This is a genomic window from Candidatus Zixiibacteriota bacterium (genome assembly GCA_018820315.1).
Lineage (GTDB): Bacteria > Zixibacteria > MSB-5A5 > JAABVY01 > JAHJOQ01 > JAHJOQ01.
Genome location: JAHJOQ010000064.1, coordinates 1 through 16,820, shown reverse-complemented (window position 1 = coordinate 16,820; position 16,820 = coordinate 1). Strand labels below are relative to the sequence as shown.

The following is a 16,820-nucleotide window of genomic DNA, read 5'->3' as shown; positions in this document are numbered from 1 at the left end:
CTGGATTCTCATTTACTTGATTGCAGTAGTGCTACTTCTGATTGCGCGCAGAAGCGTGATGCCGGTTACACGCATCGTCAACATCGTAGCGATATGTCTCGTAGCAACTTCGAACTGGTCCTGACTGAGTTTGAGCAGGTCCTGATTGCGCTGACACTGATCGCAAGAATTTCCGAGCATCTTGGGCTGCAGTACTCTGCTCACAGAAATCGACTCAATTACACTCTTGATCATCTCGCGGAAGCTTCGCAGACGGATGGGCCTGTGTTTGTTTTCGCTCATATGATAGCACCACATCCCCCATTTGTCTTCGATTCAGATGGAGAGGAAGTCAATCCAAACAGAAGTTTCGTATTTGCTGACGGATCGCATTTCATACTCTCGGGAGGCACTCAAGATGAGTACCGCAAGGGCTATGCGGGATATCTGTCGTGGCTGAACGGTAAATTGATTCGATGTATAGATAGCATATTCGCTCGATCCAAGACTCCCCCGGTGATTATCTTGCACGCGGATCACGGTCCCGGGTCAATGCTGGACTGGGGGAGTATAGACAAATCGAACGTATTGGAAAGAACGTCAATCCTCAATGCAGTCTACACAGGTGGAACTGATTGTCCTATTCTGTACCCATCTATCAGCCCGGTAAACATCTTCAGAGCCGTTTTCAACCGCGCTTTCGGGACAGATTTTGAGTTCCTCGCAGACAAAAGTAATTTTTCGGTTTGGGCTACGCCCTACCAGACTGTCGATATTACCAATAAGCTTGACGGAAGTCGCGAGCTGGATTCGTTGGTACAATAACTGATCTGCGCCATGCAGTTGTCTCGAGAATTCCGGCAGCCAGATTCCCTCGCAGTGATGTGGGCCGACGGTCTTACCGGCCTGCTGCATCATATCGAGAACAGAGCGGCGTTTGTGGTCATATCTCCGGATCGGCCTGATGTTCAGAAGGAGTTTGCTTCCAGTCGAAACTGAGATTTCAAGATGTACTCATGCAGCGAGAACTCGTTCGCCAAAGACGTGGGCTTCCAGACTGATGATGGTGGGTACTGGCCCGATATATCGGCATTCAAGAAGTCTCCCGACGGCATGATGCATCGAATTTCGAAAGCCTACTTCGGACCCGGTGATGACTTCTGCAGCACGTGGCACTTCTTCGATCTGCTTGCGGATGGGCCTGCGGGATGGGAGCCGAAGTACAGCTACTGAGAACAAGCACTACACAGTCAGAATTGCCATGCAAAAGAAAGGAGCGATCAATTATGATCGCTCCTTGTTCTTTACGCTTAAAGAGTCTTACAGTCTTCTGTAAGCTCTGCTATGCCGTGCGCACTAACACGAGTAGATGGGTGCAGGTCCACCGGTGAAGATGTAGGCTATCAGATAGACCACATCGTCGATGTCCACGCCGCCGCTGCCGTCTGCATCACCACAGCATACTGCTGCCACTGGCGGCGGGCCGCCGGTGAAAATGTACGCTATCAGATATACGACGTCGTCGATATCAACACCCGTACTGCCGTCTGCATCACCCTCAAGACAGATGATGCCTGCACAACCAGGACACGAAAGACCGTTAGCAGCGATCCACAAACGACCTTTAGCTATAAGATTGTCAAAGTCCGTCTTGCCGGTCAAACTCGATGTCTTGACCTTACAAACCGTGATGCTCTTACCTGGTTCGATCTCAAGATCCTGACACACTGCGTAGAATGAGTTCAGGTCCTCGATCGAATCTGGATCCGATGCCGTGAAACCGCTCAATGTAGTCAGCAGATTGCCAATGTCAGCTGGTACATAGCCGGAGTTCGGATATACCCAGATGTCGTTCTCAAGCACGATCGCGCCGGCGATCTCATGTGAGAACGCTGCTCCACCATAGTAATCCTGCTGAGGATCGGCTATCGGTCCATACTGATATACATACTGACCGGTGCCGTCCGCTCCTGAGCGGTTGTCCGATCCATCGGCCCCATCAGGAATATCCCAGTCGATGCCTTCTCCAATGTGAATCCGGATCGTCGTGTCGGCATGGTTGATGAATGTCACACGCTCAATCAACACACATGTGTCTGGATGCGTCGGGACGTAGTATTCAGCTACCCCTCTGACTACCTTGTCAGGTGTGATAAACTCACCCTTCGCATAATCATAGTTGCTGTGACTCTCAAGGGTCAGTACCGAAGCGCCTTCGAAGTAGACATTATCGTCAGAACCATCGAAGAACGAGAAGTATGTCTGTGAAGGATCGTCAGCATACGTGATAACTACGCCTTCATCGTACATCAGGTCTACACTGTCTTCAAACCAGTACATGTTGCCAAGTGCAGAAGCCGCGGCAAGACCGGCTCTTCCAACGTTCCAGACCGCTACCGACCAGCATTGGGTCGACAGATATGGATCGCTGTATTCGTCAGCATAATACTGGCAGCGAGCGCGCAGACTGATGTTGACATCGAAATTAGCGCTGCCTGCGCTACTTGTCAGGCTGACAGCAATAGTACCGGAGTAGTTACCCTCTGCGGCAACCGGACCGATTGTAACCGTGATTGTGTGCGTTGCATCGATACCGGCTGTGATCGAACCCGAAGTCGTGGCTGGTGAAATCCAGCCCTGATTCGGTGTGAGAGTGAAACCGATCGGCACGTTGCCGTTGTTCGTCAATCTCAGTTCAAATGTCGTAGTGACGCCGATCGTGCAGCCGGTGCTGTCATTCGGAGAAACCACTAGATCATAAGACTGCGCGCCGGTCGCGTAATCGAAGATCGGTTCCGGAGAGAAACAGTCATAAGTCATGTACTTCATAGCATTGTCGGTCTCTGTACCTTCTTCTTGTATGAAGCTACCAGCATCGTTGTCATCTACATACATGATGTGTACTTCATCGACCGAATACTTAGCCATCGAACCGAAGTTCTCATTGTGGCAATCGCCACCGAGACAATCATCAGTCCATGTATTGGTCAAATCAACAGTAGTACCCTTCTTAACCGGAGTACCTGTGCCTGCTGTCGATGTAGTGTCGTGCTCCGGTAGGCTACCGTCGGGACCCCACGTGATACCACCGTCACTGGAGGCGGTGATCATAATATCACCGTTTGCGTAACCGCCATTCGAGCAGTCGCCGCAGTTAAGCTGACCGCCACCCTCCGTGGCCTCGACTCCGAATTGAGTGAACATGACATAAAGAAGCTCACTCGAGCCGGTGTAGCATTCGGAGATGTTGACTTTGGAGATAGCACCGAGTCCTGCACCGATTCCTTGGGAACAGAAACCGGTTACTCCGGTTGCGTCGAGCACCTGCGAGATGTTCACGCCCGGTGCCTGATCATTGCTCCAGTGCCACATGCTGCTGCGGAACAGCGGCTGGCATGGATTGTCTTCCATGTCCTTATCTGGTGTGACCCAAATGATATGGAGAACGCCAGCAGAATCGTATATAGCGCTGACTTCATTGTTAGCCCACAGCCGGGCATCTTCGTAATTGTTGGCGCCGCCATCCGAGTAATTCGTCACATTTACCGGTACTCCCCAGTTAGCACCGCCGTTAGTCGACTCTATATAGTAGACTTCGTTCGCAAATGTCGTCCATGTTGTACATGGTAACTGGGTGAGATCGAGGGTAAGAGGTTTCAGATAGACGATCGCCACGTTGTCGCGCGTCGGGTTCGGGTCGGAACGAACGACGCCAGCGATGTCATACGTTGTCTCAATGTACAGTCCGACCGAATCACCAGCGGTGCACTTATCGAACTCACCGTTCACATATCTGTAATAGATGAGCGACTTCCAATACTCGCCTTGGACTGTTTCGGGCGGTGATTCTGTCGACACAAGGTGGATCACCTTATCGAGGCCGGACGTAAGCTGATACTCGACCGCCGGCCAAATGTAGGCGTCGCCCTCTTGGGTGCCGGAGGCGAAATCCTGACAGTTGGGAATCGCCAGATTCGAAGGGCTTGGTGAGAATACCGTGGCGAAGGTCCCGTTTGGGGGACTGCTATCGGGCCCTGACCTCGTGCGATACAACGCCGCAGCTGGACCTTCATGCCATGCGCCGACTGCTGCACCCGATGATGTAACATCGATCGTGGTGTATCCGCCATTGTTACCGGATACTTCCGTACCACCCGACGCACCAGACGAATGTGCCCATGCACCGTTCGTCAGGTTGCGTGCGTTGTAGTTAATATGCCTGAAGCCTGCTGTACCCGGACTCTTCATCCAGATAAAGTGGACGTACGGCGAACCACTCAGGCTTGGTGTGTAAGCGATCTGACGGCCCATTGAGCCATTCTTCTGGAATTCATACCGGGTTATCCCGACTGTATCGCCGGGAGGTTGAGGACCCGGTGCGAAGCTGGATGAACCGAGCAACGGTCCGCCATTGCCCACCGGAGAATCTTCGCTACCGTCCATCTGTCTGATCATCAGCTTCTGAGCCTTTGCGGCAGGTGCGTTGTCCGTAGCCATTGCCGGTCCGACTGCCAACAGCATCAGAATCAGAGTTAGAACAAATATCAAACTAAAACTTCTGTTCACCTCTTGCTCCTTTCGGTGATTAGTCAAAGTTCAATTTACTGCTGTGGTTTGGTGAATTAGAAATATCGCTTGTGTCCCTCATATGGCTGATGTTGTCATAAATACACGTCGCCATATTCAGGATTCCTGCATAAGCACCTCCGCTAATCTGACGTTCGAAGTTGATGTTACATAATTACAGGTTTCAAATACACGTAATGGCGATGAGTAAAAAGTCAGTATACAATAATATGCAAAACCTTCCGAAAAAGTCAAGAACAAACAGGCACCTATTTGCACGATGATAGGATCTCCATGATGTCCCCATACCTTCTGAAAGCTGCTGTTACATATAAACATGGCAAGATTCGTAATGATTCATTCCATCACAATTTGGATTCTTCGGGACACATTGAAAAAGAATCGGCAATGACGGCCTGAAACTCTACACTCGGGACATTTTGATACAGCAGACCACTTCATAGACGCTGAATGGTCAGGAATGTTGAATCTTCACGCGGGCAGGAATCCTTTCCTGCACGATTCAGTCGGCTGTCAGGAAGGCAAACCGAGCACTGGAAGAGATCTTACGATCTTCATGGTTTCAATGCTGACATTGATCACCTGACCGACAAGCCGAACGATATACTCTTCGTCATCCGGGCGATTCGGATCACTGAGAATCCCGCTTCGCTTGTCGGTCTTGATTCTGTACTGGTCGATTACCCAATCGAGTGCCGACCGGTTGCCGAGGCGATATTCGAACGCATTCTTCGGAATGCCACCGAGCGTTAGCGAATCGTTGACTTTGAGTTCAGACTTGTCTTTGCTGAGTCGTATTTTGTCGTCGACTCGATACGACAGGGGAATTCCCTTGGCCTCGATCCATTCGAGTTCATACGGCTCGATCTTCTCATAGTCGAGATGCAGCCCGGCGAGCCTCTTACCCGCTTCGGCGAACGCGCGGAAATCTGGCGCGAATGGGATGCGGGGAAGCTCTCGCTTGAGGCAGTCGGCATATCTCTCGCAGTAGACAGGGTGATGTAGCAGCCCGTAGACATAGTTGAATATATCCCACTTGCCGATTTTCTTGTCGTTGTAATGTTCGCGGAATGTCTTCAACGCCCAGTCGGTGATATTCTCCCGCCGATTGCTCCCATTTTCGTCATAGACGTAGAAGGGGAAGCATTGCGTTTTCTCAAGCATATCAAGGCATGGAATACCAGAGACAATGAGCGTTTGGAATGGCCTACTACTTCCAATGCCGCTTACGCACATCAGCCGATTGTCAGCTTCCGATTCTGGGGTGGGAAGGATCACTGGTAGCTGGTAGCGCCTTTCATTGAGAAGCGCATCAAAGAACAGGCTCAGCTTTAAGAAGGGCCGGTATGTTGACACTCTGAGGTTCTCTTCGATGAATGCAGCACGTGCGCCGCGAACAACGCTGTTTTTCAGCGATTCGCTCCATTTGATCTTATCGTACTTCACAAAAGAATCAACGTCCGGCTTTCCATCGGCGCGTTGATATCTATCGACCTCGGAATTGTAGTCTTCGATGAACTGCTTGACCCCCCGGATGAGCGCATCTCTGTCGAAATCATAAACGACAGTATCGCGATTTGTCTTCACACCGCCGGAATAGAGCTTGAATATCACACTTGGTTCTCGCGCACCGGCTGCTTTCGCCTCTTTGGTGCCCAGCGGAATGAATGCCTCGTATTCGTCGCCATGTGCAGAGGTCAACCATGCAAACCGGCTGTCGGGTCTGAGTCGAGTCCACTTGACCGATCCGACCGATCCCATCTGTCGCAGGTGGTCGAGCTTCTCTTCCTTTCGCCAAAACTCCGGGACGCGCTCATACACCAGTTTTCTGCTTTTGTGGTCGCCCTTGCGAACGGCAACCGTGATTCCGACTCCGACCTGTATTCCGAAGACATTGTGTGTTGTTCCGCTCAATTTTGGGTTTTTCCTGACATTTCCGTGAAGATCGACATGGTATATTTGTGTGAAATCCTGAAGCAAATGCTTGCGCATGCCGTCGAATGCGATCTGATCGACAAAGCTGTTGTTTGAAACGAAGCAGACGATGCCGTCGCGCCCCTCCAGCCGATTGGTCGCCCAGCGGAAGAATTTCACATAGGCATCGGATAGCGCGTTCTTGTTCGTCGCTTTCGAGTCTTTCGCATAGGTGTCCTTGATACCTTTATCGATAACTTTGTACTTCCGATTCTTATTATTATCATTTTCGTTGATTTGACCGACGTTGTACGGGGGATTGCCGATAATCACGGTGATCGGAGTCTTTTTCTGACGATTCACACGCGCCGTGTTCTTCTCTGTCATGAATTCCATTTGCGTCTGCTTGGGTTCGGCCATATCGAGCGTATCTACGAAGCAGAGACCGTCGAATGATTCGTACTCACCGGTGCGCACATAATATTCATGTTCGATATTGAGCGCGGCGATGTAATACGGCATCAGCATGACTTCGTTGGCGAATAGCTGTTCGCCGTAAACCCGCTTCAGATCACGTTTCTGCACCCGCCGCAATAGATTGACAATGAAGTTTCCGGTGCCGGTGCAGGGGTCGAGGATATTGACATCTTTGCTGCCGAGGCTCTTGCCGAATTCCGACTTCAGGACTTCCTCGACGCTGGCGCACATGAAATCGACAATCGGCTGCGGAGTGTATACGATTCCGTGCGTATCGGCGACTCTGACCGAATACCCCTGGAAAAACCGTTCATATACGGTATTTAGAAAGTGCTGCTTCTCGCCAAACTCAGTGAGTCCGTGTGCGGCGGATTCGATGGCGACATAGAACTGATCGAGCGATTTGAGGAATTCGTGCAGACTGAAGCTCTTGCTTGCCAGAGCGTCGATGACCTTCTCGACCTCGGCGGCGATAGCGTTTCGGTGCACAAAATCGGGGTTGTCAATGATCGTCTGAAAGAGCCGTCGCGTCAACAAATGTTGCACCAGCATTTCATCAACCGCCGCCTTGCTGATATTCGGATTAAGTGAATTCTTACAGAGTCCGAAGAAGTCTCCGAATGCCGCAATGAACTTCTTGTTATCTTTGTGCGCCTGTCCGATTTTCTCCGTAAGGCTCCGGGCAAGATCGGGGACACGAATCTTGAACTCGTCGACAGCCTTCTCGAATTGTTCGATGTTCGGTTCTTCATGGGAATAGAAAGTGTTCAGCAGAAGTGTAAGTTCTTTTGCCACAGAGAGATCAAAGCGCTGCACCTCCTGCTTGTTCTGGAAGAGAACTGCATGGCACGTATCTTCGAAGATAGTGTTGTTGATCGGATAGCCTTTGGCGATCTTCTTCTTGATCTCAGCGTCAAGATCGTCGGCAGTGTCCTTTGCCTCCCAGTAGCCTCGCGGCATGTGGAAGGTGTCGCGGAGTGTGCCATCGGGGCGGATAGTCCTGCCGTCGACTTTGTCCCCCAGCTCTGGAATCAGTGTCCATTTGCGGACTTTCGCGGTGTCGGCGAGGAGATTCTGGAATGCGGCACGAACGGCAGTCTCATGGGATATGCTCTGCCGATCAAAGCCTTCGAGTGTTTTGTAATAGTCTCGAACCGCCTTATTGGATGGTTTGATGTCTGGTCTCTGCATTCCAACTCATTCGCTTAATGCCTCAGGCCGCTACGCGGCCCCCCGCTAAGATCAGATTGTCGGTTCAATAATACAATATAGAATCTTAAAACGCTATCTGCAAGGTCGATTAAACGTCCCTCTGGGCTTGACCTGCCAATCATGGAAGTATATATTGCCTATCTTTTCAGAGTGGAGAAAGAAGGATCGATCTAATATGAAAACGCAACTTCCGCCGGCAGATTTCGACCAACTCGGCTTCATGTGCGGACTGGAAATTCATCAGCAACTCGATACAAAACGCAAGCTCTTCTGTCGCTGTCCGGTTGGATTGCGTCACGAGCCGCCCGATGCTACGATCCTGCGGCACATGCGCCCGACCCTCTCGGAGTTGGGGGAATATGACGGCACCGCATTGATGGAGTTCAAGACGCGGAAGAATGTCATCTACCAGCTTGTCAAGGGAAGCACATGCACGTATGAGATGGATGATACGCCGCCGTTCGAGCTGAATCAGCAGGCGCTCGACATCGCGCTCGAAATCTCGCTGCTGCTCAACTGCAATATTGTCGACGAGATTCACATATCGCGAAAGCAATATCTCGATGGCAGCATTCCGACCGGATTTCAGCGGACCGTGGTGGTCGGCGTTGAAGGATGGGTGCCGTACAAAGACCGCCGGATCAGAATTATCCAGATCTGCCTCGAGGAGGATGCCTGCCGGGAAATATCGGATATCGGTCACACAATTACGTTCAAGGCCGACAGACTCTCGACTCCGCTCGTGGAAGTTATAACGTACCCCGACATGAAAAGCCCGATTGAGGCCGCCGAAGTTAATGAACTGATCGGCAGACTGCTCAAGGCGTCCGGCAAAGTGCGGCGCGGGATCGGTTCGGTACGGCAGGATGTCAATGTCAGCATCAATGGCGGTACGAGAGTCGAAATCAAGGGTGTCGCCAAAACCGGATACGTTCGCGACCTGACGCATGTCGAAGCGTTGCGGCAAAAGGCGCTCCTGGACATCAAGGCGGCTATCCAATCAAGAGGAATCTCCCGCAAAAGTCTGGTATTAAGCAATCACGACCTCACGGATCTGCTCTCCGGCACCAAATCGGCCTCGATCCGCTCGGCTCTCGATTCGGGAGGAGTCGTGAAATGCGCAAAGATCAATGGCTTCGCTGGTCTTCTGAATCATCCGACTCAACCGGGGTATACTCTTGCTTGGGAATACTCCGGTAGGCTCAAAGTTGTCGCATGTATTGACCAGCGGCCCAATCTTTTCCATTCGGATGCACCCGATCAATCGGAACTCTCGACTGATGAATGGACCGCCATCAGGAATCACTGCGGATGCAAGCTGACCGATACCGTGATTGTCGTCTGGGGAACGGCGCAAGATGTCGAGACAGCCCTTGAAGAGATCAAGTTCCGGACTCTCGAAGCAATCAGAGGGGTGCCGAACGAGACACGCCAGGATATCGGCAATGGAAACACGGATTTCGAGCGTATCCTCCCTGGCCCGGACAGGATGTATCCCGACACAGACCTTCCACCGCTGGCAGTAACTGACGAGAGACTGAAGAAGATCGCGGATAATCTGCAGGAGCGCTCCTATGAAAAAGAGCAGCGATGGCGAGAGCTTGGGTTAAGCGAAGATGTCATCAGACCGCTTACGATATCCGACAGAGCGAGAGTATTCGATAGCATTGTCGCAGACACTGATGTCAACCCGAAGCTTGTCGCTGTGGTGCTGACTCAAACCCTCAAGAGCCTTCGCAGAAAAGGTCTGCCTACAGAGAGAGTCACCGACAATAATCTGGTTGAGTTGTTCTCGATGTATTCGAAAGGGATGTTCACTCGTGAGGCCATCCCCGACCTTCTGACCGAGTTCTGTCAATCCGGCAATCCTGCGACTCTTGCGCAGATTGTAGAGAAGAGAGATTATCGAACGGTGGACAACGGTTATCTGACAGAAATAGCCCGAGAAGAAGTCGAGAAGGTCGAAAATATCAGTTTCAATGGTGAGAGACGGAAGTTCCAATACCTGATGGGAGCAATTATGTCTCGGGTTCGCGGGAGCTTGCCGGGAGAGCTGGTTCTCAAAACGCTTTTTGACGCACTCCGGACTAATTGAGGCAGACTGTCTGCACAATATTGAATCCGCCTGACCGGACTTCATATCCGGGAAGTTCCTCGGCGCAAATCAGATTCCCCGCCTTATCGATAAATTCAATTCGCAAGTCATATACTCCCGGCTCCAGTTCGAAATCGCCGACATAGATTCTCCCCGGCAGCAGATGTGAGCAGCGAAGGTCCGCGCCTTCGGAAATCTCAGTCGCCACATCAATCGCGGCTTTCTTAAGCCAGCCCTCAAACCCACCGGTATCAGCTTTCTTCTTCATCAGATGCGCTGACAGCCCTTTCGAGACAGCACGCAGCACTGATCTGACATAGATCAGAGAGCTTTTCGCCCTGAATGTCTCCTCGGCTACGCGATACACATCCTCGACAAGTTGTAGTTCACCGATTGTCTGCGGTCCGGCGAAAACTCGTATCCGATCGACGGTAGTCGGTCGCTCGACTATCCGAGGAATCGAAAACTTGAAATAAAAATCTTCACCGATATCTATAGGCAGATGACCGTACTCAGATTCGTGATTCTCGGAATCAGTATAGAGCACCTGCACCAGACCGAGGTCCTTGTCTGTTCTGATCCGCAGATCGAACGCCTCTTTAACCGGCGACAGCCCCGCCATCCCGATTACGCTCAGAATAACTCCATCCCCTTGTGGAGTGTACGTAACTTCCGGCATCTCGAAATTGTACACATGCGGCTGCGATTTGAACGCATCGCGCAGATAATCGTAATCGATACGGGCGTCATCCCATTTGCCGCCTGCGGCATACATATGCATGCTGAGATACCGGGCGAAAGCGTCGTTGTGGAATCGGACTTTCTCAACATTGTAGTCGACCTCGATGCGCGCGGTATCGTCTGGAGATCCACGCTGCAGCTTCTCGGCAGCAGTGGCATATTTCTGATCGAGGAGATCGAGTTTCAGATTCGCACGCCTGACCTCGACGAACGCGTCATCGTAATTGCCCAACATCAAATAGTTGAGCGCCATGATGATATTGGTGTAGAGGATTTCGTAGTCTTCCCCCGCATATTCGAGAACATTGTCATTGAGGAGCATTGACGCTGCGGCGCGGCTGATGCTTTTGGTGAAAAGGTCCTCTGCGGAGCTTTCGGCGAGAGTGAGCCTTGCGTTGCTCGAATCGAAATTTCCGGCAAAGTGGTTCGCCATTCCGGCATCGATGAAATAGACAAACCGATCTTTATGCTCGTACTTGTTCGATTCCTTAGCGGCTTCGACACCAGCGACTGCGGCCTCGTATTCGCCCTTCTTCAGATCGACAGTGATCGGATCATAGAAGCCGGTGCGGGTCCGCACAGACCCGCAACCGGATATAATTAGAAGCGCCAGAAGCGCCGGAATACATGATTTAGCGCGTGTCATTGATACCAAGATTGACCTAGAACTTAGTACCGCTCTGCGCAATACCCTTCTTGATCTTCTTGTCGCCGATCCAGACTTTCTCATTTGTCTCGACATTGATCAGTTCGAGATCGGTCTGATAGAATATCGTCTGCTTGCCCTCGATCTGATCGGTGATACTCTTGATCGATCCGAGAAGAATGAAATCGGCGCCGGTTTCCTCACGCAGCTTCTTGACAGTCTCGGGTGATGCGAAATCGCGCTGATCGAGCCGCTCTTCGCGAACGTCATCGCGCTCAATCTTGCTGCCAGAAAAGCTAACCGATCCGGAGTTGAGCAGTTCGCGCTCAAAATCCTTCGTAAATGTCTCGGTGTCTATATGTTCGGAACTGCTGTTGCGAATTCTGCCGACCGTCACGACCGGCTTTCTCCCCTTCTCGGCGTTGAAGGTAGTCAGCCAGGGGCGGCGCAGACAGTCGGAGATCATCTCCTCGGCGACCAATCTGGCGTCGGTTTCATTCCATTTGCCCGACAGATCGGTCTGGGATTCGGGGTCCATGCGCGTGACCTGCCTGGAACTTCCGCAGCCGAATATGAATGCGGCCGCCGCGAGGATCAACAAGACAAAAATCAGCTTTTTCACAATTCTACCCTCTCCTTGTGGTTTATGAGCGATGTCTCTGTTTCTTCGAACTATCCATACTGACAATACGATGTCAAGTTTCAACATTCGGCAGAATACTACAAATGTGGTATGTATGGCGCAAGAGTTTTCTTGGAAGAGGATGCACAAGGGCTTTTCAACTGGCAAGCTATCGCCGTCACTCGCAGTGCTCGACCATAACTTCATATCCTTGCTCTTTAAGCTGTTTCTCAATGAACTTGCCATGTCCCAACGGGACTCCATGTTCCGTGATCAACACACACTCGTCATCGGGCAACTGGCCTACTAGCAGCGCGGGCATTTCGCCACTACCGGGATCAGCCGCCACTTTGCTTAGCTCGTTTGACTTAATAACTAAGGACGCGACCACGGTCTCAGTCTTATCAGAAATGTCCAGCGCAACAGTGGGGAATCGTGAACGGTCAAAGTGCTGCATTAGAAACTCCAGAACCTCTAGAATCTGATTCTTATATGATGATCGGGTTACGATTCTCACTAGATCAAATGCCTCGCCAGAGCCAAATCGCACAGTCCCACCTCTGGCCTCTGTGTTCGGAGAATAGCAGAGTCCAAGCGATACTTGCGAACGATCAATGTTGCACTCGAACCTAGCAACTCTCAAGCCTCGGTCGAGCGCGAAGTCTTCTAGATAGGCGCGCATTTCCGAGATTTTGAACGTTGGCTGCTCATGAATCTCACAGCTAAGCACGCGATTGTTGTTCAAGTATGCTATAACACCCATGTGAAGCACCCAAATTGTTCGTCTACAGGAGACAACATCAGATTCAAACTCACTTAAAGTCTTATTTATAGAAGACTTCAGCTTACCTGAACGCGGATCACGAACTCTGAAGACTATGCCGCCTGAATCGTCGAGTTCCCAATCCTCATGCCCCGCGCCAGCGTGGCGGAGCTTAGCGTCGAACCCAGCTACAATATCGCTCAAGTTGCCGCGTCGCGATAGAGTTTCACTGTCAGATATCGATTTCAACTTTGCGCTTGCTCCCAGAAATACAGATTGGGATAAATCACCACTAATTGTTTTGGCGTTCAAGATGTATTCTGCGTAAACATATGGAATAGTCGCCCAGAGGCGGAAGTCATTTTCGAATATCACTTTATAGACATTAAGTAAATAGGCTGCTTTGAAATCCGCATTTTCAGCGTCTCTATAGTCACCGTATAGTTTCTCACCAAAGCTCCGCCTGCTGTGCACCTTGTAGTATTCTCTCATCATGGTCGAGATCAAAGATATCGAGTCAATAGGCCACTTCATTGTAATCTCGTGGCACATGGCCAAAACGAATCTGCAGCGCTTCAGGTCCGACTGCGTTATTCCGAGTCGCCATGCCATGTATCCCATCTCTAGGAATGAACCGTAATTGGTATCCGCGGGCTCTACATTAAGTAGTGGCAAGACATAGTCCCGATAGAACTTCTGTTTTACCACCATGCTAGGCTCCATTAGTCTCTCGTGGCTTCCAGTACTCGGCCTCTTTCCTCCTGGATTCCGTATGTCTTCCAAACCTTCACCTCACATACTTCGCGATAAACTCTTCGGTCTCGGGGAGGCCGCCCTGCATGATGAGGTATCCGTTGTGTGGCTCGCCGTCGGTGATCTCGTAGGCAATCGGAGTCAGCATGATCTTCTTGACTTCCTCAAGGTCGGTCGTGTGTCCAAGCGCCCAGCAGAGTTTGACATACGCAACTTCCGGCAGCATGTTCGCCGCAGGCACTACGCCCGCATCGAGAAGGTCCCGTCCGGTGTCATAGACAAACATCTGGACATATCCCCATAGTGTCTGGACGGTCATGTAGACTGCGACGCCCTGTTTGATAGCCTTACGCAGCGGTTGGTAGAGAGGTTTGTTGACATGTCCGAGGCCGGTTCCGGCTATCACGATGCCCTTGTAGCCATGATCGACCAGCGATTCGATGATATCGGGCTTCATGTTGGGATAGTAGTATACAATTGAGACTTTCTCCTCGAATGCGGTATCGATCTTTACATTCCGGTCTTTCCTGCGGCGCTTGTAATCCTCGCGCAGAGGTGTAACACTGTCAGGCGTGCATTTCGCGATCGGAATATCGCCGACTGTGCGGAATGTGCTGCGATAGGACGAATGCATCTTGCGGACGCGAGTCCCACGATGCAGCAGGTTGTACTGATCCGATGTAGGCCCAAACATGCAGACCATGACCTCGGCAATATCACCACATGCTGCGGTATGCGCGGCGCATCTGAGGTTGAATGCGGCATCCGATGATGGCCTATCGGACGATCTTTGCGATCCTACCATAACGATCGGCACTGGCGAATCCTGAACCATGAATGAGAGAATCCCCGCCGTGTGATGCATCGTGTCGGTGCCGTGGCCAATCACGATACCATCGACGCCGTTTTCGATCTCTCGACCGATCGCCTTCGCTGTCGCGATCCACTGCTCCGGTCCCATATTCTCGGAGAATACTCCGAACAGCTTCTCGGTCTTCAAATTGCAGATGTCGGCAAGTTCCGGCACCGCACCGTATAGTTCGCCCGGAGTGAACGCAGGAATGACAGCGCCGGTGCGGTAATCGAGGCGCGAGGCAATGGTACCGCCAGTTCCGAGCAGTGTGACATTCGGCTTGTCGGGACTGGTCGGAAACTCCGATTCAGGAATCTTGTAATGCGCCTCTTTGTAGCCGATCTCTTTCACCGACATGATCGAATCGACTTTGACACCGACATTGTAACCGTTGTGCATTTTGAGCACGATATGATCCGCATCGCCGGTCTCTGATCTCGGCAGGATTACGCCGATGAACTGACCCTTGGTGGTTGTAACTTCCACGTCGCACCAGACTCTCACCCCGAGTTCTTTGAGCTTGTCAAGCGCGGCGCCCTTGTAACCCTGATATGCCGAATTAGTCACGATTATCTCTCCATATTTCCGTGCGAGTAGCTATCGCCTGCAATCGAGTCGCAATGGCACGAATCATAGCCGGTTTCGCGCTATATGGCAAGGCATATTTTGACCGCAGCGTCGCATACAGGCATAGAAAAAGCCGCCCTCTCGGGCGGCTCTTTCGAGTCTATCACATTTCAGACTAGAATGAGAATTTCGCAGTAAAGTACTGGTTGTTATCGAAGAAGTCCGTCTCAACCCAGGAATAGTCGAATGTGATGCTGTTCTGTCCCCAGGCGTATTTCAGCCCGGCACCGAGTGTCAGCCCATACATGAAGGAATCCTGACTGGAGCCGACATATCCACCGCGAAGGAAGAACATGTCGTCATACGAGTACTCGATTCCTCCACGGAACTCATCCTCGGAGAAGTTATTGGCCTGGAAAGAACCAACGACCACCGCGCGGTTCAGGTCCCGATTGACGGCATCCCATGATGCGCCAAGCTGGATGTACGCGGGCAGTTCGAACTGAGCGCTCTTCGTGGCAACGGTTTTTAACTGCGTGCCCGGTTCGGCATCGGGTGGATCAACCGAGAGGTTGAATCCCTCGCCCGAAAACCGCATCTGCGGACCGTAGTTCTTAATCGCAATCGCGAACTTGAATCCGCGCCACAGCGGATCGTAGATGAATCCGAAATCGAATGCAAGACCGTTAGCAGACACCTGCTCGATCTTCTCATTGATCAAATTGGCAGTCATGCCAAACGAGACTCTGTCTGTGAATACACGCGAATAAGTCGCGCCAATCACCGAGAAGGTTGGGCTGAATGTCTCACCCGTGCCCTGTGGCTCTTGAGTCGTAGTGACTTCCATTTCTCCGATCGAGACCACCTTCGCATGCAGTCCTATGGAGCCGAAATCTTCGATGTTTGTCATCACGCCAAAGTAGTCGACATTGATGTCGGCGATGTATTGGAGGTGCGTAAACATCGCCTCCGTTCCTTCGAAATGCGCCACACCGGCCGGATTCCAGAAGAGCGCTTCGGCTCCGCTGACATCGGCGATATTGGCGCCAGCCATCGCCGAAGCCCGACTTCCGACTGGAATGCGAAGCTCCTGTGCGCCGGCGGAACCGATCCGCTCGCTACCTCCAGCGTAGAGGCAAGACGCAGCCAGGAGGACAATCACAAAACTAACTATCAACGGTTTTATTCTCATCATCTTCCTCCTGCTTAGTAGGTATTGAGCTGTTCGATCTCAGTGAATACAGCCATTTTACCGACCTTCTGACCCATATCCGATTCCGCCAGATAGATGTAAATTCCCGATGCGACGTACAGGCCGTTGTCGGTCCTTACATCCCATTCGATCTCGGAAATCTCGCCACCGTCATGTTCAATGGTGCGGACAAGATCGCCTGCAAGATTGAATATTCTGATTGTGACATCGACCGCCGGCGGAATGTTGATGAACTTAATTATTCTGTCGAATTGGTTAAGCTCATAGTATGGCGAGAAGTTGTAGTATGGATTCGGGACGGTCTTGATATTTTCCATTGTTCTGGCGATGACCGTTCCATCATCCTCACCGATCTTCGGAGCAGAGAATCTGAACACATCGGCGGGAGTGTTCGCCTT

Annotated in this window: 11 protein-coding genes; 3 read left to right on the top strand and 8 right to left on the bottom strand. The window is 51.4% G+C overall.

The annotated features are described in order from the left end of the window. Positions 1 to 93: 93 nt before the first annotated feature. Both KKH67_05920 and KKH67_05915 read left to right on the top strand, forming a co-directional pair. Positions 94 to 804 carry a hypothetical protein gene (locus KKH67_05920; protein ID MBU1318721.1) on the top strand — a complete coding sequence of 237 codons (711 nt, stop codon included), beginning with the start codon at positions 94 to 96 and terminating at the stop codon, positions 802 to 804. A 183-nt stretch (positions 805 to 987) separates the two neighbouring features. Then, the gene (locus KKH67_05915; protein ID MBU1318720.1) at positions 988 to 1,212 is read left to right on the top strand and encodes a hypothetical protein; all 225 of its coding nucleotides are present in this window, start codon (positions 988 to 990) and stop codon (positions 1,210 to 1,212) included. A gap of 123 nt (positions 1,213 to 1,335) precedes the next feature. On the opposite strand, the gene KKH67_05910 is transcribed toward KKH67_05915, so the two are convergent. Next, a complete protein-coding gene (locus tag KKH67_05910) occupies positions 1,336 to 4,545 on the bottom strand; it encodes a hypothetical protein (GenBank protein ID MBU1318719.1) in 3,210 nt (1,069 codons plus the stop codon). A 534-nt stretch (positions 4,546 to 5,079) separates the two neighbouring features. After that, positions 5,080 to 8,148: an N-6 DNA methylase gene (locus tag KKH67_05905; GenBank protein MBU1318718.1), complete on the bottom strand. Its 3,069-nt coding sequence runs from the start codon at positions 8,146 to 8,148 to the stop codon at positions 5,080 to 5,082. Positions 8,149 to 8,344: 196 nt separating this feature from the next. Here KKH67_05905 and gatE point away from each other — a divergent pair, with 196 nt between their 5' ends. Further along, positions 8,345 to 10,264, top strand: a complete 1,920-nt coding sequence (gene gatE, locus KKH67_05900) for a Glu-tRNA(Gln) amidotransferase subunit GatE (GenBank protein MBU1318717.1) — start codon at positions 8,345 to 8,347, stop codon at positions 10,262 to 10,264. Here gatE and KKH67_05895 read toward each other — a convergent pair. The 6 genes from KKH67_05895 to KKH67_05870 form a co-directional block, all read right to left on the bottom strand. Beyond that, positions 10,257 to 11,651, bottom strand: coding sequence for a hypothetical protein (locus KKH67_05895; GenBank protein MBU1318716.1), 1,395 nt, complete (start codon positions 11,649 to 11,651; stop codon positions 10,257 to 10,259). The two genes, gatE and KKH67_05895, sit on opposite strands and share 8 nt — an antisense overlap. A gap of 16 nt (positions 11,652 to 11,667) precedes the next feature. Further along, positions 11,668 to 12,360 carry a penicillin-binding protein activator LpoB gene (locus KKH67_05890; protein MBU1318715.1) on the bottom strand — a complete coding sequence of 231 codons (693 nt, stop codon included), beginning with the start codon at positions 12,358 to 12,360 and terminating at the stop codon, positions 11,668 to 11,670. 91 nt (positions 12,361 to 12,451) lie between these two features. Beyond that, complete coding sequence (locus KKH67_05885; GenBank protein MBU1318714.1) at positions 12,452 to 13,759, bottom strand: hypothetical protein; 1,308 nt, start codon at positions 13,757 to 13,759, stop codon at positions 12,452 to 12,454. A gap of 64 nt (positions 13,760 to 13,823) precedes the next feature. Further along, entirely contained in the window at positions 13,824 to 15,209 is a 1,386-nt protein-coding gene (gatD, locus tag KKH67_05880) for a Glu-tRNA(Gln) amidotransferase subunit GatD (GenBank protein MBU1318713.1), read from the bottom strand. A gap of 175 nt (positions 15,210 to 15,384) precedes the next feature. Then, a complete protein-coding gene (locus KKH67_05875; GenBank protein ID MBU1318712.1) occupies positions 15,385 to 16,401 on the bottom strand; it encodes a PorV/PorQ family protein in 1,017 nt (338 codons plus the stop codon). Between the two features lie 14 nt (positions 16,402 to 16,415). After that, a partial coding sequence (locus tag KKH67_05870; protein MBU1318711.1) for a hypothetical protein occupies positions 16,416 to 16,820 on the bottom strand: 405 nt, incomplete at its 5' end.

Bases quoted from the DNA above. Each gene is read 5' to 3' on its own strand.
- KKH67_05920 (MBU1318721.1), top strand. From the start codon at position 94: ATGTCTCGTAGCAACTTCGAACTGGTCCTGACTGAGTTTGAGCAGGTC.
- KKH67_05915 (MBU1318720.1), top strand. From the start codon at position 988: ATGTACTCATGCAGCGAGAACTCGTTCGCCAAAGACGTGGGCTTCCAG.
- KKH67_05905 (MBU1318718.1), bottom strand. From the start codon at position 8,148: ATGCAGAGACCAGACATCAAACCATCCAATAAGGCGGTTCGAGACTAT.
- gatE (MBU1318717.1), top strand. From the start codon at position 8,345: ATGAAAACGCAACTTCCGCCGGCAGATTTCGACCAACTCGGCTTCATG.
- KKH67_05895 (MBU1318716.1), bottom strand. From the start codon at position 11,651: ATGACACGCGCTAAATCATGTATTCCGGCGCTTCTGGCGCTTCTAATT.
- KKH67_05890 (MBU1318715.1), bottom strand. From the start codon at position 12,360: ATGTTGAAACTTGACATCGTATTGTCAGTATGGATAGTTCGAAGAAAC.
- KKH67_05885 (MBU1318714.1), bottom strand. From the start codon at position 13,759: ATGGAGCCTAGCATGGTGGTAAAACAGAAGTTCTATCGGGACTATGTC.
- KKH67_05875 (MBU1318712.1), bottom strand. From the start codon at position 16,401: ATGAGAATAAAACCGTTGATAGTTAGTTTTGTGATTGTCCTCCTGGCT.